Source organism: Sulfitobacter mediterraneus (assembly GCF_003054325.1).
Classification (GTDB): domain Bacteria; phylum Pseudomonadota; class Alphaproteobacteria; order Rhodobacterales; family Rhodobacteraceae; genus Sulfitobacter; species Sulfitobacter mediterraneus.
The window spans coordinates 76,297-96,404 of sequence record NZ_QBKU01000009.1 but is presented as its reverse complement, the minus strand read 5'-3'; the positions used below and the strand labels follow the sequence as shown (position 1 = coordinate 96,404).

The window sequence follows — 20,108 nt, the reverse complement described above, 5'->3', positions numbered from 1 at the left end:
TGCCGCATTGCAGCGAATTGACATTGGTATAAAGTGTCTCGTAAACACAATCAAACGCAAGAATATTGCCCGACCGATTCAGCGAGGCCCGCCATGTCAGACCCAAAGACCGACCGCAAAGATGCAACCGCAGCGCCCAAGGCCGACCGCCCTTGGTTGATCCGCACCTATGCGGGCCACTCCACCGCGGCGGCGTCCAATGCGCTTTATCGGGCCAATCTGGCCAAAGGGCAAACCGGCCTGTCCGTGGCTTTCGATCTGCCCACCCAGACCGGATATGACAGTGATCACGTGTTGTCGCGCGGCGAGGTCGGCAAGGTGGGCGTACCGGTCAGCCATCTGGGCGACATGCGGATGCTGTTCAAGGATATCCCGCTGGAACAGATGAACACCTCGATGACCATCAACGCCACCGCGCCGTGGCTTTTGGCCCTGTATATCGCGGCGGCTGAGGAACAGGGCGCGGATGTTTCCGCCCTGCAAGGCACGGTTCAGAACGATCTGATCAAGGAATACCTCAGCCGTGGCACCTATATCTGCCCGCCTGCCCCCTCGCTCAAGATGATCGCGGATGTGGCCGAGTACTGCTATACCAACGTGCCCAAATGGAACCCGATGAACGTCTGTTCCTATCACCTGCAAGAGGCCGGCGCGACGCCCGAGCAGGAACTGGCCTTTGCCTTGGCCACCGCGACCGCCGTTCTCGATGCGCTCAAGCCGCGCGTCCCTGCGGAAGACTTCCCCGCACTCGCTGGCCGCATTTCGTTCTTCGTGAACGCGGGCATCCGTTTCGTGACCGAGATGTGCAAAATGCGCGCCTTCGTCGATCTGTGGGATGAAATCCTCGAAACCCGCTATGGCGTGCAAGATCCGAAATACCGCCGCTTCCGCTATGGTGTGCAGGTCAATTCCCTTGGCCTGACCGAACAGCAACCAGAAAACAACGTCTACCGCATTCTCATCGAAATGCTGGCCGTGACCCTTTCCAAAAAGGCCCGCGCCCGTGCTGTGCAATTGCCCGCATGGAATGAGGCGCTTGGCCTGCCGCGCCCCTGGGATCAGCAATGGTCGATGCGCATGCAACAGATCCTCGCCTATGAAACCGATTTGCTGGAATTTGACGATCTGTTTGACGGCAATCCCGCCGTCGATGCCAAGGTCGAGGCGCTCAAAGACGGGGCGCGCGCCGAACTGGCCAATCTTGACGGTATGGGCGGCGCAATCTCCGCCATCGACTATATGAAAGGCCGTTTGGTCGAAAGCAACGCCGAACGCCTTGGCCGGATTGAGGCTGGCGAAACCGTGGTTGTGGGCGTCAACAAATGGCAGCAGGGCGAACCGTCGCCGCTGATGACCGGCGATGGCGGCATCATGGTTGTGGACCCTGCGGTCGAAGCCGAACAGATTGAGCGGCTGAACCAATGGCGGGCGGACCGGGATGAAGCCACCGTGAATGCGGCGCTGGCCGATCTGCGGGCCGCCGCTGCCGAAGGGCGCAATGTGATGGAACCGTCAATTGCCGCCGCCAAGGCGGGTGTGACCACCGGCGAATGGGCCGCGCAAATGCGGGCGGTGCATGGTGAATATCGCGGGCCAACCGGCGTCGCCGCAGGTCAGTCCAACAAGACCGAAGGTCTGGATGATCTGCGCAGTGCCGTTGATGCGGTCAGTGACCGTCTGGGCCGCCGCTTGAAATTCCTCGTCGGCAAACCCGGCCTTGATGGCCATTCCAACGGCGCCGAACAGATTGCTGTCCGCGCCCGCGATTGCGGCATGGACATCTCTTACGAGGGCATCCGACTGACCCCGGCTGAAATCGTCGAAGCCGCACAAAAGGACGATGCCCATGTGGTTGGCCTGTCGATCCTGTCGGGCTCGCATATTCCGCTGGTCGAAGATCTGATGACCCAAATGCGCGAGGCCGGTCTGGGCCATATTCCAGTGATCGTCGGCGGGATCATCCCCGACGATGACGCCGCCCGCCTGTCTGCGATGGGCGTGGCGCGGGTCTATACGCCCAAGGATTTTGAATTGAACGTGATCATGGGCGATATCGTCACCCTCGCCGATCCCGAAGCGGTGGCGGCGGAATAGGCCTCCTCCATTTCAATATCATTTTAATCTTTTCGCAATTAGTGTAGGTCCATCTCCGAATTAGGAAATGGACCTGCACGCATGAAAATCGATCTGAAATCACTGACCTCCAAGGAATTGGAAAAACTGGTTGGCGATGCCAAGAAAGCTCTGGCAAATGCCCGCGCCCGCGACCGCGCAAAAGCCCGCAAAGCCGCAGAGAAAGCCGCAGCCGAATACGGCTTTTCTCTCAATGAATTGTCTGCCGAAATCAAAGGGGCATCCAAGCCTCGGAAAACCAAGGCAAAAGCACCTGCCAAGAAGGGCAAGCCGCAATTCGCAAACCCCGAAGATCCGTCACAGACATGGACGGGAAAGGGACGCCAACCCAATTGGTATCGCGCCGCGGTTGAAAATGGCACTGCACCAGAAACGATGGCTATTTGAAGTTAATACATCTTAATGGGGAATTGAAACGCCTTCTAATTGCATTCTGAATGCGGGTGCAATTCCAGAGCGGCAATTCTCTTCATTATTTGTCAAATCGTGAAATGGGCCGGTTGCACGCAACCGGCCCTTTACCTGCCTGCATTCTGACAATCCCCTTGCCCCCGCGCCGCCGGAAAGGCAGGTTACACTCCTGTCAAAAGCGGAGATTCCAATGACCGTCCATATCGGAGCCAAGCCCGGCGAGATCGCCGAAACAGTCCTCATGCCCGGCGATCCTTACCGCGCCAAATGGGCGGCTGAGACCTTTCTGGAGGGGGCCGAACTGGTCAACGAAGTGCGCGGCATGTTGGGCTTTACCGGCACGTGGAAAGGCAACCGCGTGACCATCCAAGGCTCCGGTATGGGGATGCCATCATTGTCGATCTACGCCAATGAACTGATTCGCGATTATGACGCCAAAACCCTGATCCGCATCGGGTCTTGCGGCGGAATGCAGCCGCAGGTTGGTATTCGTGACGTGATCATCGCCATGACCGCCAGCACAATCACATCGCCGTCTTCCGGCATTTTCAAAGAAGTGAACTATGCCCCCACCGCCGATTGGTCGCTGTTGCGCGCCGCTGTTGCCGCGTCCGAGGGCAAGGGATGCACAACCCATGTCGGCGGCATCTATTCGTCAGATGTGTTTTATGCCGAACGTCCTGATCTGGACGAACAGATGGTGCGCCATGGCATTCTTGGCGTCGAAATGGAAGCGGCAGAGCTTTACACGCTTGCCGCCCGCCATGGTCGCCGTGCGCTGGCGGTTCTGACGGTCTCGGACCATTTGCAAACCGGTGAGGCGCTGCCATCCGAAGATCGTGAAAAGACCTTTGGCGATATGGTCGAGATCGCGCTTGAAGCGGCGTTTGCTTAGGGTCTTCTTCGCCCGGCACCGCCGGGCAGCACCCGCCCGCCCCCAGGCGGGGGCTTTGCCCCCACCTCGGCCGTGCGCTGCCCTTCAAATCTGATCAATAAGCCAGCACATAGGGCGTGTCGGTCGCTGGTCATGCGCCATGTCTGCGATCATACCCGTTGACGGGCGGAGGGGTCCAACCGTCCAGCGCCCCGTCCTGCGGCGCAAACACCTCTACCAACAACGGGTAGCAGGCGGCAGCATCCGATGAATGTTCTGCCGAACAATCCCCGCCGGGACAGGCGCTAAGCGCGCCAAGCAGATCCATCTCGGCAAAGAATTCCAGATAGTCGCCGGGCCGGACCGGGCTGGCCTTCATGAAATACTGGCCGGTATCGCGGGTGAACCCGGTACACATGAACACGTTTAACACATCATGCACCAACGGCTCAGCCTCCCGTACAGGCACACCCAGATGCGCCGCCATGGCGCGGGTCAGGTTGGAATGGCAGCAATGGTGATAATGCCCGCCTTTCAGCAGGTTATGGGTATAAGGATCACAGCGGGTGCCGATCACATCATGCACCGATCCACCATAGGCATCGATCCCGTACCAGCCCAATGTGTCATGGCTGATCGTCGCCATGGGCCGCATGCCGGGAAAGGACGACCACATCCGCTCCCCCGTGGTGATATGGGTGCCATGCAGGGCGCGGGTCTTGCCGGAATAAAACCGTTCGTTCAGATCATTGGCGTTCCACAGGTTCAGATCCCCCACCTGTGACCCTTCCACCGAAGTAATGCGGAAAAAATGCCCTGCTGGCACTGTGAACGTCGCCGCATCGCGGGGCTGTACCAAGACTTCGCCGGTTTTGCGCAGATCCTGCCGCGCACCTGTCAGCAGTGCCATATCCGGCTGCGGCAGGGTTTCCACCGGATAGCAGATCACAGGCTTCACGGCGCGGCGGGCTTCGGCATCATCAGGCGTGGTGGTCATCTGGCATCCTTTCGACATTTGGCCAACGGTGCCGCAGGGCTGCGCCCCTGTAAAGCCTGCTTCAGGCGTTCTGCCCGGCGATGCGCCCTGAATAGAGGCACCCGCCCAGAAACGTCCCCTCAAGCGCGTTGTAGCCATGATAGCCGCCGCCACCAAAGCCGCAGACCTCGCCAGCCGCAAAAAGCCCCTCCAGAACATCGCCCGCGGGCGTCAGCACCCTGCCCTGCATGTCTGTGTGCAACCCGCCCAGCGATTTTCGCGTCAGCACATTCAAACGCACCGCAATCAACGGGCCGTTTTCCGGATCAAGGATTGCATGGGGTTTGGCCGTGCGGATCAACTTGTCGCCGCGATAATTACGGGCGCCGCGAATGGCGGTGATCTGTGCGTCCTTGGCAAAGGGGTTGGTCAATTGCAGATCCCGCGCTTTGATTTGCCCGCGAATATGATCCAGCGCCACAGGCGCATCCGGGGTCAGTCTGTTCATCCCTGCCACCAGCGTTTCCAGATCATCCGCCACGATGAAATCCGCGCCATTTTTCTTGAACGCCTCCACCGCTGGTGTCGCCCCCTTGCCCAATCGGGCCTTCAAAACGTCACGCCAGCCACCATCGGTTAGGTCCGGGTTCTGCTCCGACCCTGACAGGGCAAATTCCTTTTCGATGATCTTTTGCGTCAGGATAAACCACGAATGCTGCCCGACGCTCAGAATGCGTTTCAACGTGCCAAGGGTGTCAAAACCCGGCAAATACGGCGCTTCCATCCGGTCGCCCTTGGCATCAAACCAAAGTGAAGACGGGCCGGGCAGAATGCGAATGCCATGATTGGGCCAGATCGGATTCCAGTTTTGCAGACCCTCGCAATAGTGCCACATCCGGTCTTCGTTGATCAGGCCCGCACCCGCCTGCCGCGCAATCTCGTGCATCTTGCCATCCACATAATCCGGCACGCCCGCAACCATCACATCCGGCGCTGGCCCAAGCCGTTCGGCGGGCCAATGTTTGCGCACCACGTCATGGTTGCCGCCGATCCCGCCCGTGGTCAAAACCACCGCATCAGCGCTGTGTTCAAAGCTGCCGATCACGTCGCGCGTGGTGCTTTTGCCCCGTGCCTCGGTGCTGTTTTCCAAAATGTCGCCGCGCACGCCTGTGATCCGCCCATCGGTCGAGATCAGATCCGCCACCCGGTGCCGGAACCCCAGTTGCAAACTGCCTTGCGCTGCATATTCCTTCATCCGCTTGGCAAAGGGGGCCACAACCCCGGTGCCGGTGCCCCAGGTGATGTGAAACCGCGGCACCGAGTTGCCATGCCCATGGGCCTGTTCGCCGCCGCGTTCGGCCCAACCGACCACCGGAAACCAGCGCATACCCAGATCGTAACACCATTGGCGCATGCCGCCTGCGGCCCAATCGATGAACCCTTCGGCATAGGCGCGGGGATTGGCATCCTCAGCGCGGTCAAACTGCGCCGATCCCATCCAATCACTCAACGCCAGTTCAGCACTGTCCTTGATGCCCAAACGGCGTTGCTCGGGGGTGTCTACCATGAACAAACCGCCAAGCGACCAAAATGCCTGACCACCCAGAGATTGCGGCGCCTCCTGATCCAACAGCAATACCTTGCGCCCGCGTTGCACGGCCCCATGGGCGGCCACCATCCCGGCCAGTCCTGCACCCACGATGATCACGTCTGCCTGAAAATTACTGTCGCTCATTTGGTCCCCCGCTTTGCCGTTAGGTAAGCAGGATCAAACCATTCTGTCGAGCCGGACGCTGGGTCAGGGATTGGCTATGCTCACAAACCCGATTTGGGTTGCCCGCTCAGACAGCGATCCGGCTTGCCGGTGCTGCGGAATGCCTCTGCCCCGCAGTTGATGCAATTGTATTTGACCAAGGCACCTTTGCTGCCCGCGCGATCTTCGCGCCAACGGCACAAGCGCGTGCCGGCATTGCGCCGCGCCACGATGGCAACGACGATCACAGCGATCACAAAGGCAATGAATAGGGGCATAGGGCGATATCCAGCCCCGCAAGGGGGCTGGGATCAGGCTCAAACGGTGCGTTCGAGCATCAGTTTCTTGATGTTCGCAATCGCTGCAGCAGGGTTCAAACCCTTGGGGCAGGTCTTGGCGCAGTTCATGATGGTGTGGCAGCGGTACAGTTTGAACGGATCTTCCAATTCATCCAGACGCTCCCCCGTGGCCTCATCGCGGCTGTCGATGATCCAGCGATAGGCATGCAACAACGCTGCTGGCCCAAGGTAGCGGTCACCGTTCCACCAATAGCTGGGGCAGGACGTGGAACAGCAGGCGCACATGATGCACTCATACAAACCGTCCAGCTTGGCACGGTCGTCAATCGACTGTTTCCATTCCTTTGCAGGGGCGGGCGTGTCGGTCTCAAGCCAGGGCTGGATACTGGCGTGCTGCGCATAGAAGTGGTTAAGATCGGGGATCAAATCCTTGACCACAGGCATATGCGGCAGCGGATAGATTTTGACCACACCTTTGATCTCTTCCATACCGTAGGTACAGGCCAGCGTGTTGATCCCGTCGATGTTCATCGCACAGGATCCGCAGATCCCTTCGCGGCAAGACCGGCGGAAAGTCAGCGTTGGATCAATCTCGTTCTTGATCTTGATCAGCGCGTCCAAAATCATCGGTCCGCAGCTGTCCATATCCACAAAATAAGTGTCTATCGCCGGGTTTTTGCCGTCATCGGGGTTCCAGCGGTAAATCTGGAACTCACGCAGGTTGGTGGCGCCTTGCGGCTTGGGCCATGTCTTCCCGCTCGTCATGCGGGAGTTTTTGGGGAGCGTCAGCTGAACCATTTCGCGTCTCCTGTGTCATCTCATCTGCCCCTTGGGGCGTTTCACTTGGCCCTGCGCCGGGGCGCAGGATGTAAATTTTTGTCCGCCCTACGTTGTGGCGGAGGCCAGCACCTTGGCCTGCAAACAGGCGGCGGTTTCGGGCCGTCCCAACACTGTGCGCACGGTTTCGACCGTGCCATCGTCCACACCCACCACGGCAGCCTTGGCATATTCGCGGATTTCCACGGCCGAGGAATTGTCGATGATGCAATCGGTGAAGGGCGTGATCAGCTCTTTGGGCACCTGCGGGAAACGGGTGGCAAGGGTTTCTGTCACCACCCCCTTGGCCCCGCGCCGCGCGGTGTTGTCCACGGCCTGCTCCACCTCGGTGCAGGCCGCCAGCGTTGCCGCGCAAAGAACAAGGGCCACCAGACGCATCGGCTTAGTACACCCGCGCTTTGGGTGCGATTTTCTTGAGGTCGATGCCGCCTTCGTCTTTTTGGGTCAGCGGATCAAGATGCACAGGCCGGTCGCCCAGCTTGGCCGCGTTGCCCTCAAACCAGCACAGGCTGTGCTTGCGCCACTTTTTGTCGTCGCGATCAGGGTAATCCTCATGGGCATGTGCGCCCCGGCTTTCCTTACGCGCCGCCGCTGCGGTGATTGTGGCCACCGCATTTGGCATCAGGTTGGTCAGTTCCAGCGTTTCCATCAGGTCAGAGTTCCAGACCAGCGACCGGTCGGTGACATGCAGATCGGCCATCTTGTCCGCCACGGCGACCATTTTTTGACGGCCCTCTTCGAGCGTCTTGTCGGTGCGGAACACCGCCGCATCAGCCTGCATGGTTTTTTGCATCTCAAGGCGCAGATCCGCAGTTGGCACGCCGCCCTTGGCATGGCGCAGCCCGTCAAACCGATCAAAGGCCGCATCGACAGAGGCCTGATTTGGCGTTGGCACTGCGGTTTTGGGATCGACGATCTCAGCCGCGCGGATTGCAGCGGCACGGCCAAAGACCACAAGGTCAATCAGCGAGTTTGAACCCAAACGGTTCGCCCCATGCACAGAGGCACAGCCCGCCTCACCCACGGCCATCAGACCGGGCGAGATTGCATCAGGGCTGTCCTTGGTTGGGGCCAGAACCTCGCCCCAATAGTTCGTCGGAATGCCGCCCATGTTGTAATGCACGGTTGGCAGTACCGGGATCGGCTCTTTGGTCAGATCGACACCGGCAAAGATGCGCGCGCTTTCGGAAATGCCCGGCAGGCGCAGATCCAGCGTTTCGGGCGGCAGGTGGTTGAGGTGCAAATGGATGTGATCGCCATTTTCGCCGACGCCGCGCCCTTCGCGGATTTCCATGGTCATGCAGCGGCTTACCACGTCACGTGACGCCAGATCCTTGTAGGTCGGCGCATAGCGTTCCATGAACCGCTCCCCTTCGGAGTTGGTCAGATATCCGCCCTCGCCCCGCGCCCCTTCGGTGATCAAACAGCCCGCGCCGTAGATCCCTGTGGGGTGGAACTGCACAAACTCCATGTCTTGCAACGGCAGGCCCGCACGGGCCGTCATGCCGCCGCCATCACCGGTGCAGGTGTGGGCCGAAGTGGCGCTGAAATAGGCGCGGCCATAGCCGCCCGTGGCCAGCACAACCATCTTGGCGCTGAACAGATGCATGGTGCCATCGTCCAGCTTCCAGCACAAAACGCCTTGGCAGACACCATCGTCGGACATGATCAGGTCGATGGCGAAATATTCGATGTAGAATTCCGCGTTGTTCTTCAGGCTTTGCCCATAAAGGGTGTGCAAAATCGCATGGCCGGTCCGGTCCGCCGCGGCGCAGGTTCGCTGTACCGGGGGGCCTTCGCCAAATTCGGTGGTGTGACCGCCAAAGGGCCGCTGATAAATCTTGCCCTCTTCGGTGCGCGAGAACGGCACGCCGTAATGCTCCAGCTCGTAAACGGCCTTGGGGGCCTCACGCGCCAGATATTCCATCGCGTCCGTGTCGCCCAGCCAGTCAGACCCTTTGACCGTGTCATACATATGCCACTGCCAGTTGTCCGGGCCCATATTGCTGAGGCTGGCGGCAATCCCGCCCTGCGCCGCAACGGTGTGCGAACGGGTCGGAAACACTTTGGACACACAGGCCGTGCGCAGCCCCTGTTCCGCCATCCCGAGGGTTGCGCGCAAACCGGCGCCGCCGGCACCCACCACAACCACGTCATATTCGTGGGTTTCATATTCATATGCGGCCATTATTCGGTCTCCCGTGGGAATGTTTGGATCAGAGCGCCAGCTTGGCGATGGCAAAAACGCCAACCGCCGCTGCGCCGTAGCTCAGGCAGGTCATCAGGATGATCGCCACTTTTTGGCTGGTGCCATGCACATAGTCCTCGATCAGAACCTGCACGCCATCATTGAAATGTTTAAAGCCCACCAGAATGGTCAGGGCCGCCACAATCGCCGGGAACGGGCGGCTGTAATAGGCAAGGATTTCCTCATAGCTTCCGCCCAGCGCCGACCCGAAGGTGAACACAAAAAACGGAATGAGGATCAGCAGCGCAACAGAGCTGACCTTCATGGCCCAGAAGTGCGCCGTGCCGGTTTTGGCAGAGCCAAGGCCACGGGCGCGTTTGCGGTCGGTAAGATATGCCATTTCTCAGACCTCCTTAAACGATCACGACAGTGATCAGGGTGAGCAGGATAGACCCAAAGATCACGGCCCAGCCCAGTTTTTCAGCCGTAGGAATGTCCAGCGCATAGCCGTTGTCCCAGATCAGGTGCCGTATCCCGGCCAGCGTGTGATACCAAAGCCCCAGCACCGAGAAGAACATGACCAGATCACCGAACCAGCAGGTCAGCAGGCCGTTCACAATCTCAAAATATGCAGGCGAGGTGGCCGCAGACAGGAACCACCAGACAATCAACAACGCCGCCACCAGCATCGCATTGCCGGTGATCCGGGTCAGGATGGATGACATCGACGTCAGTTGCGGTCGGTAGATCGACAAATGAGGCGACAGCGGGCGGTTGCCCCGGTTTACATCGGCCATGGCACAGGTCCTTTGCTGTTGGTTACCCCAGTGATAGCGTTTTTTTACGGCCTGTCACGGGTCTAGCGGGGGTATGGGCGCGGTTTGTTGGCGCATCTAGGCACATTTTTTTCAAAATAGTAGCGATTCTTGCGTTTTGTGATCACACGATAATCCACTGTGATCACACGCTCACTCAAATGGCAGAGCAAGACTCAGTTGTTTGGTGGTTTCACGCTGCAATTTGCGCCGGATCTGGGCCGGATAGTCTTCAAAACCGTTGGCTGTGATAACAAAAGCGCCTTCGCCGGAAATGAGATTCTCAAAAAAGTAGGCCGTAAGGTCCGTATCGTCAGTCTCAATGGCCAAAGCGTTCACAATGATGCCCTTGCCCCGCATCTGTGGCAGAACATCTGCCGGGGCAATCCCTTCATTGGATTTGCCATCCCCCGACACATCCACCACCTTGCGGCGGCACTCTGTCGCGGTCTCCAAGACCTGTGCAGACAGGGTCAGCGCCTCGCCAATGGCCGTTGAATAATTGTGCCAGCGCCGTGGTGCATGAGCGACCTGTTCTGCCAGCGCCGCAACATCTGAAAAATCTGTGATCACGGTCCAGGGGATCGTCTGTTCCTGCCGCGAGGTGCCAGACCATTGGATCAACGTCACCCTGGCCTGTTGCTCAACCAAGGCTTCCGTCACAATGCCGTCTGACAGGGCCGCAGCCAGCCCGTCCATCTGGATGCGGTATTCATCCCGGTCAACCGAGCCGGAGACATCCACCGCCAAAACCAGCGCCAGTTCACAGGCCAGGGCAGGACGGGCCAGCAACGCCAGAAGAGTCAAAAGCACACGCATGGCCGCAGGTTAGATCACCGCGCCCGCCTGCGCATCACACAATCCTGAGATTGGCACAAAGGGCCATCGGCGGCCTGCGGATGGGCGATCAAACATCGCAGTTCGGCACTTTATGGCAGCTAAGCGCACGCGCGCCCACCAGCCCCCAACCACCCATCAAAATCGCCGACCCGTGGGGCGGGCCGACGATGGCCCGGCGGCTACGCCTTGTTCCGGGCTAAGAGTGCGCATCTCGCAAAAACAGAGGAAAGTACAAGATTTCAGCAAGCGTCACAGGGCCATCGGCGGCCTGCGGGTGGGCGACCAACCTTCGCAGTTCGGCACTTTATCGCAGCCAAGCGCACGCGCGCCCACCAGCCCCCAACCACCCATCAAAATCGCCGACCCGTGGGGCGGGCCGCCGATGGCCCGGCGGCTACGCCTTGTTCCGGGCCCACTCAAACAAAAAAGGGCGCGCCCAGCGGCACGCCCTTCCTCAATCTCTCAATGCAAACCTTATTTCAGGCTGCCGTCGATCCCTTTGCAGGCGTCGACCAGACCTTTAACCGCGTTGACCGAGCTGTCGAACATCGCCTGTTCGTCCTTGTTCATGGAAATCTCCACAACACGCTCGATCCCGCCTGCGCCGATCACTGTTGGCACACCAACATAGAACCCGTCCAAACCGTAAGCGCCATCAACATAGGCTGCACAAGGCAAGACGCGCTTTTGGTCTTTCAAATAGCTTTCTGCCATCTCGATCGCCGATGTCGCGGGCGCATAGAATGCAGAACCAGTTTTCAGCAGGCCAACAATCTCGGCGCCGCCATCACGGGTCCGCTGCACAATCGCGTCCAGCTTCTCTTGCGTGGTCCAGCCCATCTTCACCAGATCCGGCAGCGGGATACCGGCAACTGTGGAATAGCGCACCAGTGGCACCATGGTATCGCCATGACCGCCCAGCACGAATGCTGTGACGTCTTTCATGGAGACGTCAAATTCGCTTGCCAGGAAATGACGGAAGCGGGCGCTGTCCAGCACACCGGCCATGCCGCACACCTTGCCATGTGGCAGGCCAGAAAATTCGCGCAAGGCCCAGACCATCGCATCAAGCGGGTTGGTGATGCAGATCACAAAGGCGTCCGGCGCGTGTTTGGCAATGCCTTCGCCCACGGATTTCATGACCTTGAGGTTGATGCCAAGCAGATCGTCGCGGCTCATGCCCGGTTTGCGGGCCACACCTGCGGTCACGATGCACACATCTGCGCCCGCGATATCGGCATAATCTTGGGTGCCGGACATGTTGGCGTCGAACTTGGCTGATGGGCCCGATTCTGCGATATCGAGCGCTTTGCCCTCCGGGATGCCTTCTGCGATGTCGAACAGAACAACGTCGCCGAGTTCTTTCAATGCTGCGAGGTGGGCAAGGGTGCCGCCGATTTGACCGGCGCCAATGAGCGCGATTTTGGGTCTGGCCATGATATGTCTCCGTCCAGGTTACGTTGCGCGTGAGATAGCGAAATGCGCGCCGCGCTGCAAGTTGCGCGATCAAGACAGGCTTAAACGCCGCAGGTGGTTAAGAATTCGTGATCACAAATGCAATAAAAACGGGCCACCGCAAATGCGATGGCCCATACTCTTTAACATACTAACTGATTGTCCGGGCTTTGCCCGAACGAAACGGGTTCCTTAGCCCTTGTATTCGGGCTTGGCCTTCAACGCCGCTTCGTTGGCGTCGATGTAAATCCGCAGATCATCGCCATCGACATCGCGCAGAATCTGCAACTGTTCAAAGGGAACTGCGACCGGCTTTTCCCCTAGACCCAAAAAGCCGCCCACATTGATCACGACCTCGGCCACCTCGCCCTTGTCGGTCAGGACCAATGCGTCAATTTCGCCTACGGATTCGTCGTTCTGGCCCATCACAGCGGCGCCTTGGATCTTTTCCGCCGTCAGCGGATCGGCCCGCGCCACGTCGATGTCCATCGGCTCAAATCCGTCACGCTCTACCATCGGGCGGCCCAGAACTGGCGCGTCGATCGCCGCGTCCGCCTCTGCCGTCAGTTGCTCTGCTTCGGCTTCGGTTTCCTGCGCGACCTCTTTGATGCGGGTTTCAACGCCCTCTGCCGCGTCATTGGCAGAGGCAACCAGATCTTGTTTCAGATCCGTCGCTTCGGCTTCGGCTGTTTCGGCCATCGCATGTGTCTCGGCTTTGATGTTGTTTGCTGCCTGCTCCATCTCGCGCTCAAAAGCGGGGGCTTTCTCCAGCATTTCCTTTGAGGTCGTCACAACCAGAAAACGGTCCCCGCTGTCGCCCGCTTCGCGCAGCACCTTGATGTCATCCATTGAGACGCTCACGTCACGTTCCCCCAAACCAAGGAAACCACCCACACCCAGGATCACCGCCCGCACATCGCCGCTCTCGCTGATGATGATGTCGTTGATCTCGCCGATGTCATCCCATTCACGCTCCGCGCCGTCCGCAAGGGGCGTCATGGGGTCAATATCTGTTTCGGAATTGTAGATCCGCATGCCGATCAGGTCGGATGCGAAAAAGTCGCTTTTCTCAGCTTCTACAGTTGTGATCATGCCCGAATGGCTGCCTGCAAAGGCGGCGCTGGACAGGGTCAAAGCTACGGCTGTTGTTGTCAGAAAGCGTTTCATTGTACTGTTCTCCTAAGAGTTACTAAGTTAACGTTACCGAGTGTGGACCTAACGCCGCATTGCCGGTCTTGTTCCGGTCGTTCTCGAAAAAATGTGAAGCCCCGCCGCCATGATCACCTTTGACCTCTGGTTTTTATGCATCGCAGGCGCGGCGGTGGTGTTTGCCGGGGTGTCCAAGGCCGGTTTTGGCTCTGGCGCGGCCTTTGCGTCGGCCACTGTGCTGGCGCTGGTGATTGAACCTGGGCTGGCGCTTGGGGTGATGTTGCCGCTGCTCATGTTGATCGACGCGGGATCTCTCAAACCCTATTGGCGCAAATGGAGCGTGCCGGACGTGCGGCTTTTGGTGCTAGGCGGCGTGCCGGGTGTGATCCTTGGCGCGGCCCTATATCGGGTGGCGTCTCCCGATGTGTTCCGGCTCTTGATCGGCGGTGTCTCGGTGGGTTTTGTGCTTTGGCAAATGGCGCTCAAGCTCGGGATCGTCCGTCTGGCTCAACAACGCATGCCCGATTGGGCGGGTGTGGTGATCGGCACCGTGGTCGGCTTTACCACCTTCGTCAGCCACGCAGGCGGCCCGCCTGCCGCCATTTTCCTGCTCACCCGCGATCTGAACAAGACGCAGTATCAGGCCACCACGGTCCTGTTGTTCTGGATTCTCAATATCATCAAATTTGTGCCTTATGCCGCGCTTGGCATGTTCACTGCGCAAACCTTGCTGGCCAATCTGATCCTTGCGCCCTTTGCGATTCTGGGCACATGGCTGGGCGTGCGGGCGCATGTGCTGGTTCCGGAACGGCTGTTCTTTGCGCTGACCTATGTGCTGCTGGTTGTCACCGGATCAAAATTGATCTGGGATGGTCTGACATAGAAAAAGCGGGCCAAAGCCCGCCTTTTGGTATTGTTCAGATCGGCCTTCTTGCCTCAGGCATCCTCATCGCTGGTCGGCAGCGCCTCGGCCACCTCTTCAAACGCCTGACCCGACGCGACCAAGCAGGTCAAGCCGCCTGGCCGTGTGATGGTGATGGTCCAGCTGCCGGTCTCTTCAGAGGCAAAAACCTCAACCACCGCGTTGTTCGCGCCAAGGCCCATGGATTGCCGGGTCTCTCCGTACCCTTCGGCCAATCGTTCAACCACCGCAATGCGCGGCCCGCAATTGCGCGACGATTGCGCCGCTGCATCCGTGACCGCAGCCAGATAAAAGACCGCCGCGGCGGTCAGCCCGATAAGTTTCAAATATTTGTCCATACGTTGCATTCCATTGCCTTCATTCAAAAGGCGGCGCCTCCGGTTCATGACCTGTCCGGTATTGCCGGCAGAACGGGGGGCGAGCCCGGTTATGACATGTCTGCACTTCCGATCAGGCGATCCGGCGTTTGCGCGGTGAGTGCCCAAGCCACGAAAGGTGACGGGGCCAGCCTGCGTCAGAGGACTGAAATTAAGGTTAATGATGCGCCCTCATACCTGTTGCATTTGATTTTTGCTGCAGCGCGGCACGTTTTGGCTTGAACTTTTCTGAAAGAAATGCCCCTTTGTGCGCAACTTTATGACCCCGGCGCATCTGCGCCCTCGAACGGAGCTGCCCATGCCCAAGATCACCCGCCCCCTGCGTTCTGTCCTTTATATCCCCGGCTCCAAGCCCCGTGCGCTGGACAAGGCGCGGACTTTGGCGTGCGATGCGATCATTTTTGATCTCGAAGACGCAGTCACGCCCGAAGAAAAAGTATCAGCCCGCGAAACCCTCGCGGCGGCTTTGGCCGAGGGCGGATATGGCGCGCGCTACAAGGTGATCCGCATCAACGGTCTGGACACCGAATGGGGCGCTGATGACGCCCGCGCCGCCGCCAAGATGGACGCCGATGCCATCCTGCTGCCCAAGGTCGGCAGCCCTGCCGATCTCGATGCACTGGCCGCTCTGGTGGGCGACACCCCGCTTTGGGCCATGATGGAAACCCCGATGGCCATGCTCAACGCCGGGGCCATCGGCGCACATCCCCAGCTTGAGGCGATGGTCATGGGCACCAACGATCTGAACAAAGACCTGCAAACCCGCACCCGCGCTGACCGCCTGCCACTGATGACGGGTCTCGGCCTCTGCGTTCTGGCCGCCAAGGCGCATCAGATTGCGATTATTGATGGTGTGTATAACGCCTTCAAAGATGACGACGGTCTCAAAATCGAAAGCGATCAGGGCCGCGACATGGGCTTTGACGGCAAAACCCTGATCCATCCGGCACAGCTTGCCGTGGCCAATGCCGCCTTCTCCCCTTCGCAAGAAGAGGCCGATCTGGCCCGCCGCCAAATCGCCGCCTTTGAAGAAACCGAAGCCTCCGGTCAGGGGGTTGCGGTGGTCGATGGACGTATTGTCGAAAACCTGCATGTTGCAACTGCCCGTGAAACACTGGCAAAACTGGAAGCGATCCAAGCCCTTCAGCAGGAGTAACCCGTCATGATCCTTCTTTTCCTCGGCCTCGCCCTCTGGGCGGCCGCCCATTTCTACAAACGCGCCCTCCCCGCCCAACGCGCGGCCCTTGGCGAAAAGGGCAAAGGCTTTGTGGCACTGGCCATCGGCCTCTCCATCCTGCTGATGATCTTCGGCTACCGGATGTGGGACGGCACATTCTTCTGGGGCCGCACCTCTGCCCTGACGGGGATCAACAACCTGCTGATGGTTGCCGCGCTCTATTTCGTCAGCCCCGGCCCCTCCAAAGGGGCGATCTTTTACAAGATGCGCCACCCGATGCTGACCGGCTTTTCGCTTTGGGCGATAGCCCACCTGCTGGTCAATGGCGACACACCTTCGGTGGTGCTCTTTGGCGGGCTGCTCGTCTGGGCGCTGGCCGAAATGGTCGTGATCAACCGTGCCGAACCTGGCTGGACCCCGCCACAAAAGGGCAGCATCGCCAAGGACGCGATGTTCCTTGTCATCTCCCTGGTGCTTTTGGCCGTGATCGGCCTTGTCCACAGCTGGCTCGGCTACAACCCCTTCGGCTAAGGAAATTGCCATGAAACTCTATCGCTTCCTCTCCGAAGAGGACACATCCGCATTCTGCCACAAGGTCACCGATGCCTTGAACAAAGGCTGGGAACTTTACGGATCGCCCACCCAGACATGGGATCACAAGGCGGGCGTCATGCGCTGCGGCCAATCCGTGGTGAAAGAGGTCGATGGCACCTATACCCCCGAAACCAAGCTGGGGGCACACTGATGGCCAAGACCAACACAGGGCGCTTTTTCGAAGACTACCGCCTGGGCGAGACCCTGCACCACGCGGTGCCGCGCACCGTTTCGGGGGGCGAACGGGCGCTTTATCATATGCTCTACCCCGCGCGGCATGCGCTTTATTCCTCCGACCAATTCGCCAAAAACAGCGGCCTGCCTGCCAGCCCGCTGGATGATCTGATCGCCTTTCACATCGTCTTTGGCAAAACCGTGCCGGATGTCTCGCTCAATGCGGTGGCCAATCTGGGCTATGCCCAAGGGCGCTGGCTGGCCCCTGTCTGGCCCGGCGACACCCTGCGCAGCCAATCCGAAGTGATCGGCCTCAAACAAAACTCCAACGGCAAATCCGGTGTGGTCTATGTGCGCACCACCGGGGTGAACCAACGGGATGAAACCGTGCTGGAATATGTGCGCTGGGTGATGGTGCGCAAACGCGATCTGGATGCCCCCGCGCCCGAAACCGTGATCCCCGATCTGCCAAAGGCGCTGACCCCGGATCAACTGGTGGTGCCGACGGGGCTGGATTTCTCCAACTACGATTTCACCCTCGCGGGCGAGCCGCACCGCTGGGGCGACTATGAGATCGGCGAACAGATCGACCATGTCGATGGCGTGACCATCGAAGAGGCCGAACATATGATGGCCACCCGCCTGTGGCAGAACACCGCCAAAGTGCATTTCGACACCTCCGCCCGCCCCGATGGCAGCCGCCTGATCTATGGCGGGCATGTGATCTCGATGGCGCGGGCGCTGTCTTTCAACGGGCTGGCCAATGCGCAGATGATTGCGGGCCTCAATGGCGGCGCCCATGCCAACCCTTGCCTGTCCGGCGACACCGTGCGGGCCTGGTCCGAGGTGCTAGACAAAGCCGAAACGGATGCGCCCGGCGTCGGTGCAATCCGGCTTCGACTGGTGGCGACCAAAGGCGGCGATCCCTTTGCCCTGCGCGGGGCGGACGGCAAATACCTGCCCGATGTGCTGCTCGATCTCGACTATTGGGCGTTGATGCCGCTGTGATCTGGCTGCGGGGCTTTTCTCTTTTCGCCGCCATGGCGCTGAACGGTCCCGCTGCTGCGCAATCACCCACAGAGACTCAGGCCTATGTCGAGGCCAACCTGATCTCGATCTTCTATCACGAATTGGGCCATGCTTTGATTGATGTCATGGCCCTACCCGTCTTTGGCCAGGAAGAGGACGCCGCCGACACCGCGTCAATCCTGCTGATTGATGCGCTGTTTGAGGAAGACACCGCGCAGTCCATCGCCCGCGACGCGGCCTTTGGTTTTCTGGACGAGGCTGCCGCGACAGAGGGGGAAGAGCCGCTCTGGTGGGATGTCCACGGCCCCGACTTGCAAAGGCACTATAACCTCGTTTGCCTGTTCTACGGCGCGGACCCGGAATTGCGCGCGGACATCGCGGTGGATCTTGACCTGCCACAAGACCGCGCCGAAACCTGCGCCGAGGAATTTGATCTTGCGCTGGCCAGTTGGGGGCCGGTGCTGGACGACATCACTCAGAATGGTGGCGGCGCATCCTTGGTGTTTGAGGATGCTGGCCCCTCCCCCCTGCAAGATGTGATCGCAACCGAGGTCGCGGCCTTGAACGATCAGCTGACCCTGCCCTATCCTGTGACCATCCGTGCCGAACCCTGCGGCGAGGCCAACGCATTCTACGATCCGGCGGATCAAACGATTACAATGTGTCTCGAACTTGAGTCGCACCTTTTTGAACGCGCCGCCCAAAACATCGAATGACCTTCATATTTTGTTGGGGATTCGCATAATCCCCAGTTTTTGTGATCACACTTTTTTCTCGTGTGATCACAAATGTCACTTTATACTGGTAATATGAGGCAAACTGCGAAAAACCTTTACCGAACCATAAGATTCATCGGCATACTGCACGGTGACTTGAACCAAAACGGGACCGTTTTTCATGAACATCCACGAATACCAGGCGAAAGCCCTCCTGCGCAGCTATGGCGCCCCTGTATCCGATGGCCGCGTCGTGCTCAAAGCCGAAGACGCCAAATCCGCCGCCGGTGAACTTGACGGCCCACTTTGGGTGATTAAAGCCCAGATCCACGCAGGTGGCCGCGGCAAAGGCAAATTCAAAGAGGCCGACGCTGGCGAAGCAGGCGGTGTGCGTCTGACCAAATCCGTGGAAGAAGCCGCTGAAGAAGCCAAAAAGATGCTCGGCCGCACCTTGGTCACCCATCAGACCGGCCCGGTCGGCAAACAGGTCAACCGCATCTATATCGAAGACGGCTCCGGCATCGAGACCGAGCTTTACCTCGCCCTGCTGGTCGATCGCCAGACATCCCGCGTGTCCTTCGTTTGCTCCACCGAGGGCGGCATGGACATCGAAGAGGTCGCCGCCAGCACCCCTGAAAAAATCCTCAGCTTCTCTGTTGATCCGGCCACAGGTTACCAAGCCTTCCATGGCCGCCGCATCGCGTTCTCGCTGGGTCTGGAGGGCAAGCAGGTCAAGCAATGCGTTGGCCTGATGGGTCTGCTGTACAAAGCGTTCATGGAAAAAGACATGGAAATGCTTGAGATCAACCCGCTGATCGTCACGGATTCCGGTGATCTCAAAGTGCTGGACGCCAAAGTGTCCTTTGACGGCAACGCGATCTACCGCCACGCCGACATCGCCGAACTGCGCGATGTGACCGAAGAAGATCCCAAAGAACTCGAAGCCTCCAAATACGATCTGAACTACATCGCGCTTGACGGTGAAATCGGCTGCATGGTGAACGGCGCGGGTCTGGCGATGGCCACCATGGACATCATCAAACTCTACGGGGCCGAGCCTGCCAACTTCCTCGATGTGGGCGGCGGCGCGACCAAAGAGAAAGTGACCGAAGCCTTCAAGATCATCACTTCCGACCCACAGGTCAAAGGCATCCTCGTGAACATCTTCGGCGGCATCATGCGCTGCGATGTGATCGCAGAAGGCGTTGTCGCCGCTGTGAAAGAGGTTGGCCTCAAGGTGCCACTGGTTGTGCGCCTCGAAGGGACCAACGTGCAGGAAGGCAAGGACATCATCAACAATTCCGACGTTGATGTGATCGCCGCCGACGACCTGAAAGACGGCGCACAGAAGATCGTGCAGGCTGTTAAGGGTTAAGCTTCGGCTTAGCC

22 protein-coding genes are annotated in these 20,108 nt (G+C 59.3%); 10 read left to right on the top strand and 12 right to left on the bottom strand.

The genetic code is table 11. The features are described from left to right. Positions 1–93: 93 nt before the first annotated feature. The 3 genes from C8N31_RS14830 (at position 94) to deoD (ending at position 3,439) form a co-directional block, all read left to right on the top strand. Entirely contained in the window at positions 94–2,094 is a 2,001-nt protein-coding gene (locus C8N31_RS14830) for a protein meaA (protein WP_025046583.1), read from the top strand. 81 nt (positions 2,095–2,175) lie between these two features. Beyond that, entirely contained in the window at positions 2,176–2,520 is a 345-nt protein-coding gene (locus C8N31_RS14825; protein ID WP_025046584.1) for an H-NS histone family protein, read from the top strand. Positions 2,521–2,734: 214 nt separating this feature from the next. Beyond that, the gene (deoD, locus tag C8N31_RS14820) at positions 2,735–3,439 is read left to right on the top strand and encodes a purine-nucleoside phosphorylase (RefSeq protein WP_025046585.1); all 705 of its coding nucleotides are present in this window, start codon (positions 2,735–2,737) and stop codon (positions 3,437–3,439) included. A 130-nt stretch (positions 3,440–3,569) separates the two neighbouring features. Here the strand turns inward: deoD and C8N31_RS14815 are convergent, their stop codons facing one another. The 11 genes from C8N31_RS14815 to C8N31_RS14765 form a co-directional block, all read right to left on the bottom strand. Beyond that, positions 3,570–4,415, bottom strand: coding sequence for an urea carboxylase-associated family protein (locus C8N31_RS14815; protein ID WP_025046586.1), 846 nt, complete (start codon positions 4,413–4,415; stop codon positions 3,570–3,572). Between the two features lie 61 nt (positions 4,416–4,476). Beyond that, entirely contained in the window at positions 4,477–6,129 is a 1,653-nt protein-coding gene (locus C8N31_RS14810; protein ID WP_025046587.1) for an FAD-binding dehydrogenase, read from the bottom strand. Positions 6,130–6,209: 80 nt separating this feature from the next. Then, on the bottom strand, positions 6,210–6,425 hold the full coding sequence (locus tag C8N31_RS14805; protein WP_025046588.1) for a hypothetical protein: 216 nt from the start codon (positions 6,423–6,425) through the stop codon (positions 6,210–6,212). Positions 6,426–6,464: 39 nt separating this feature from the next. Further along, complete coding sequence (locus C8N31_RS14800) at positions 6,465–7,244, bottom strand: succinate dehydrogenase iron-sulfur subunit (protein WP_025046589.1); 780 nt, start codon at positions 7,242–7,244, stop codon at positions 6,465–6,467. A gap of 87 nt (positions 7,245–7,331) precedes the next feature. Further along, positions 7,332–7,661, bottom strand: a complete 330-nt coding sequence (locus C8N31_RS14795; protein ID WP_025046590.1) for a hypothetical protein — start codon at positions 7,659–7,661, stop codon at positions 7,332–7,334. Between the two features lie 4 nt (positions 7,662–7,665). Further along, complete coding sequence (gene sdhA, locus C8N31_RS14790; RefSeq protein WP_025046591.1) at positions 7,666–9,471, bottom strand: succinate dehydrogenase flavoprotein subunit; 1,806 nt, start codon at positions 9,469–9,471, stop codon at positions 7,666–7,668. Between the two features lie 28 nt (positions 9,472–9,499). Then, positions 9,500–9,871, bottom strand: coding sequence for a succinate dehydrogenase, hydrophobic membrane anchor protein (gene sdhD / locus C8N31_RS14785; RefSeq protein WP_025046592.1), 372 nt, complete (start codon positions 9,869–9,871; stop codon positions 9,500–9,502). A 13-nt stretch (positions 9,872–9,884) separates the two neighbouring features. Continuing rightward, positions 9,885–10,268 carry a succinate dehydrogenase, cytochrome b556 subunit gene (gene sdhC / locus C8N31_RS14780; RefSeq protein ID WP_025046593.1) on the bottom strand — a complete coding sequence of 128 codons (384 nt, stop codon included), beginning with the start codon at positions 10,266–10,268 and terminating at the stop codon, positions 9,885–9,887. A 171-nt stretch (positions 10,269–10,439) separates the two neighbouring features. Next, on the bottom strand, positions 10,440–11,105 hold the full coding sequence (locus C8N31_RS14775) for a DUF1194 domain-containing protein (RefSeq protein ID WP_025046594.1): 666 nt from the start codon (positions 11,103–11,105) through the stop codon (positions 10,440–10,442). A gap of 495 nt (positions 11,106–11,600) precedes the next feature. After that, positions 11,601–12,563, bottom strand: coding sequence for a malate dehydrogenase (gene mdh / locus C8N31_RS14770; RefSeq protein WP_025046595.1), 963 nt, complete (start codon positions 12,561–12,563; stop codon positions 11,601–11,603). Positions 12,564–12,773: 210 nt separating this feature from the next. Then, complete coding sequence (locus C8N31_RS14765) at positions 12,774–13,748, bottom strand: PRC-barrel domain-containing protein (RefSeq protein WP_025046596.1); 975 nt, start codon at positions 13,746–13,748, stop codon at positions 12,774–12,776. Between the two features lie 109 nt (positions 13,749–13,857). Here C8N31_RS14765 and C8N31_RS14760 point away from each other — a divergent pair, with 109 nt between their 5' ends. Continuing rightward, positions 13,858–14,613, top strand: a complete 756-nt coding sequence (locus C8N31_RS14760) for a sulfite exporter TauE/SafE family protein (protein WP_025046597.1) — start codon at positions 13,858–13,860, stop codon at positions 14,611–14,613. A gap of 53 nt (positions 14,614–14,666) precedes the next feature. Here the strand turns inward: C8N31_RS14760 and C8N31_RS14755 are convergent, their stop codons facing one another. After that, positions 14,667–14,999: a hypothetical protein gene (locus tag C8N31_RS14755; RefSeq protein WP_037908654.1), complete on the bottom strand. Its 333-nt coding sequence runs from the start codon at positions 14,997–14,999 to the stop codon at positions 14,667–14,669. Positions 15,000–15,327: 328 nt separating this feature from the next. Here C8N31_RS14755 and C8N31_RS14750 point away from each other — a divergent pair, with 328 nt between their 5' ends. The 6 genes from C8N31_RS14750 (at position 15,328) to sucC (ending at position 20,094) form a co-directional block, all read left to right on the top strand. Then, positions 15,328–16,185 carry an HpcH/HpaI aldolase/citrate lyase family protein gene (locus tag C8N31_RS14750; protein WP_025046599.1) on the top strand — a complete coding sequence of 286 codons (858 nt, stop codon included), beginning with the start codon at positions 15,328–15,330 and terminating at the stop codon, positions 16,183–16,185. 6 nt (positions 16,186–16,191) lie between these two features. After that, the gene (locus C8N31_RS14745) at positions 16,192–16,737 is read left to right on the top strand and encodes an NnrU family protein (RefSeq protein WP_025046600.1); all 546 of its coding nucleotides are present in this window, start codon (positions 16,192–16,194) and stop codon (positions 16,735–16,737) included. A 10-nt stretch (positions 16,738–16,747) separates the two neighbouring features. Further along, complete coding sequence (locus C8N31_RS14740) at positions 16,748–16,951, top strand: DUF1737 domain-containing protein (protein ID WP_025046601.1); 204 nt, start codon at positions 16,748–16,750, stop codon at positions 16,949–16,951. Beyond that, positions 16,951–17,982 (top strand): MaoC family dehydratase, encoded by a 1,032-nt coding sequence (locus tag C8N31_RS14735; protein WP_025046602.1) that lies wholly within the window; start codon positions 16,951–16,953, stop codon positions 17,980–17,982. The genes C8N31_RS14740 and C8N31_RS14735 overlap by 1 nt, the downstream gene beginning before the upstream one ends. A 32-nt stretch (positions 17,983–18,014) precedes the next feature. Beyond that, on the top strand, positions 18,015–18,719 hold the full coding sequence (locus tag C8N31_RS14730; protein ID WP_051544555.1) for a DUF4344 domain-containing metallopeptidase: 705 nt from the start codon (positions 18,015–18,017) through the stop codon (positions 18,717–18,719). Between the two features lie 181 nt (positions 18,720–18,900). Then, positions 18,901–20,094, top strand: coding sequence for an ADP-forming succinate--CoA ligase subunit beta (sucC, locus tag C8N31_RS14725; protein WP_025046604.1), 1,194 nt, complete (start codon positions 18,901–18,903; stop codon positions 20,092–20,094). The last annotated feature ends 14 nt before the right edge of the window (positions 20,095–20,108 follow it).

What these genes read in the sequence shown, in the direction of transcription:
- C8N31_RS14795 (WP_025046590.1), bottom strand. Translation starts at nt 7,661, where the DNA reads ATGCGTCTGGTGGCCCTTGTTCTTTGCGCGGCAACGCTGGCGGCCTGC.
- C8N31_RS14810 (WP_025046587.1), bottom strand. Translation starts at nt 6,129, where the DNA reads ATGAGCGACAGTAATTTTCAGGCAGACGTGATCATCGTGGGTGCAGGA.
- mdh (WP_025046595.1), bottom strand. Translation starts at nt 12,563, where the DNA reads ATGGCCAGACCCAAAATCGCGCTCATTGGCGCCGGTCAAATCGGCGGC.
- C8N31_RS14745 (WP_025046600.1), top strand. Translation starts at nt 16,192, where the DNA reads ATGATCCTTCTTTTCCTCGGCCTCGCCCTCTGGGCGGCCGCCCATTTC.
- C8N31_RS14825 (WP_025046584.1), top strand. Translation starts at nt 2,176, where the DNA reads ATGAAAATCGATCTGAAATCACTGACCTCCAAGGAATTGGAAAAACTG.
- C8N31_RS14830 (WP_025046583.1), top strand. Translation starts at nt 94, where the DNA reads ATGTCAGACCCAAAGACCGACCGCAAAGATGCAACCGCAGCGCCCAAG.
- deoD (WP_025046585.1), top strand. Translation starts at nt 2,735, where the DNA reads ATGACCGTCCATATCGGAGCCAAGCCCGGCGAGATCGCCGAAACAGTC.
- C8N31_RS14755 (WP_037908654.1), bottom strand. Translation starts at nt 14,999, where the DNA reads ATGCAACGTATGGACAAATATTTGAAACTTATCGGGCTGACCGCCGCG.
- C8N31_RS14750 (WP_025046599.1), top strand. Translation starts at nt 15,328, where the DNA reads ATGCCCAAGATCACCCGCCCCCTGCGTTCTGTCCTTTATATCCCCGGC.
- C8N31_RS14735 (WP_025046602.1), top strand. Translation starts at nt 16,951, where the DNA reads ATGGCCAAGACCAACACAGGGCGCTTTTTCGAAGACTACCGCCTGGGC.
- sdhC (WP_025046593.1), bottom strand. Translation starts at nt 10,268, where the DNA reads ATGGCCGATGTAAACCGGGGCAACCGCCCGCTGTCGCCTCATTTGTCG.
- C8N31_RS14740 (WP_025046601.1), top strand. Translation starts at nt 16,748, where the DNA reads ATGAAACTCTATCGCTTCCTCTCCGAAGAGGACACATCCGCATTCTGC.
- C8N31_RS14805 (WP_025046588.1), bottom strand. Translation starts at nt 6,425, where the DNA reads ATGCCCCTATTCATTGCCTTTGTGATCGCTGTGATCGTCGTTGCCATC.
- C8N31_RS14730 (WP_051544555.1), top strand. Translation starts at nt 18,015, where the DNA reads ATGGCGCTGAACGGTCCCGCTGCTGCGCAATCACCCACAGAGACTCAG.
- C8N31_RS14760 (WP_025046597.1), top strand. Translation starts at nt 13,858, where the DNA reads ATGATCACCTTTGACCTCTGGTTTTTATGCATCGCAGGCGCGGCGGTG.
- C8N31_RS14765 (WP_025046596.1), bottom strand. Translation starts at nt 13,748, where the DNA reads ATGAAACGCTTTCTGACAACAACAGCCGTAGCTTTGACCCTGTCCAGC.
- sdhA (WP_025046591.1), bottom strand. Translation starts at nt 9,471, where the DNA reads ATGGCCGCATATGAATATGAAACCCACGAATATGACGTGGTTGTGGTG.
- C8N31_RS14800 (WP_025046589.1), bottom strand. Translation starts at nt 7,244, where the DNA reads ATGGTTCAGCTGACGCTCCCCAAAAACTCCCGCATGACGAGCGGGAAG.
- sucC (WP_025046604.1), top strand. Translation starts at nt 18,901, where the DNA reads ATGAACATCCACGAATACCAGGCGAAAGCCCTCCTGCGCAGCTATGGC.
- C8N31_RS14815 (WP_025046586.1), bottom strand. Translation starts at nt 4,415, where the DNA reads ATGACCACCACGCCTGATGATGCCGAAGCCCGCCGCGCCGTGAAGCCT.
- C8N31_RS14775 (WP_025046594.1), bottom strand. Translation starts at nt 11,105, where the DNA reads ATGCGTGTGCTTTTGACTCTTCTGGCGTTGCTGGCCCGTCCTGCCCTG.
- sdhD (WP_025046592.1), bottom strand. Translation starts at nt 9,871, where the DNA reads ATGGCATATCTTACCGACCGCAAACGCGCCCGTGGCCTTGGCTCTGCC.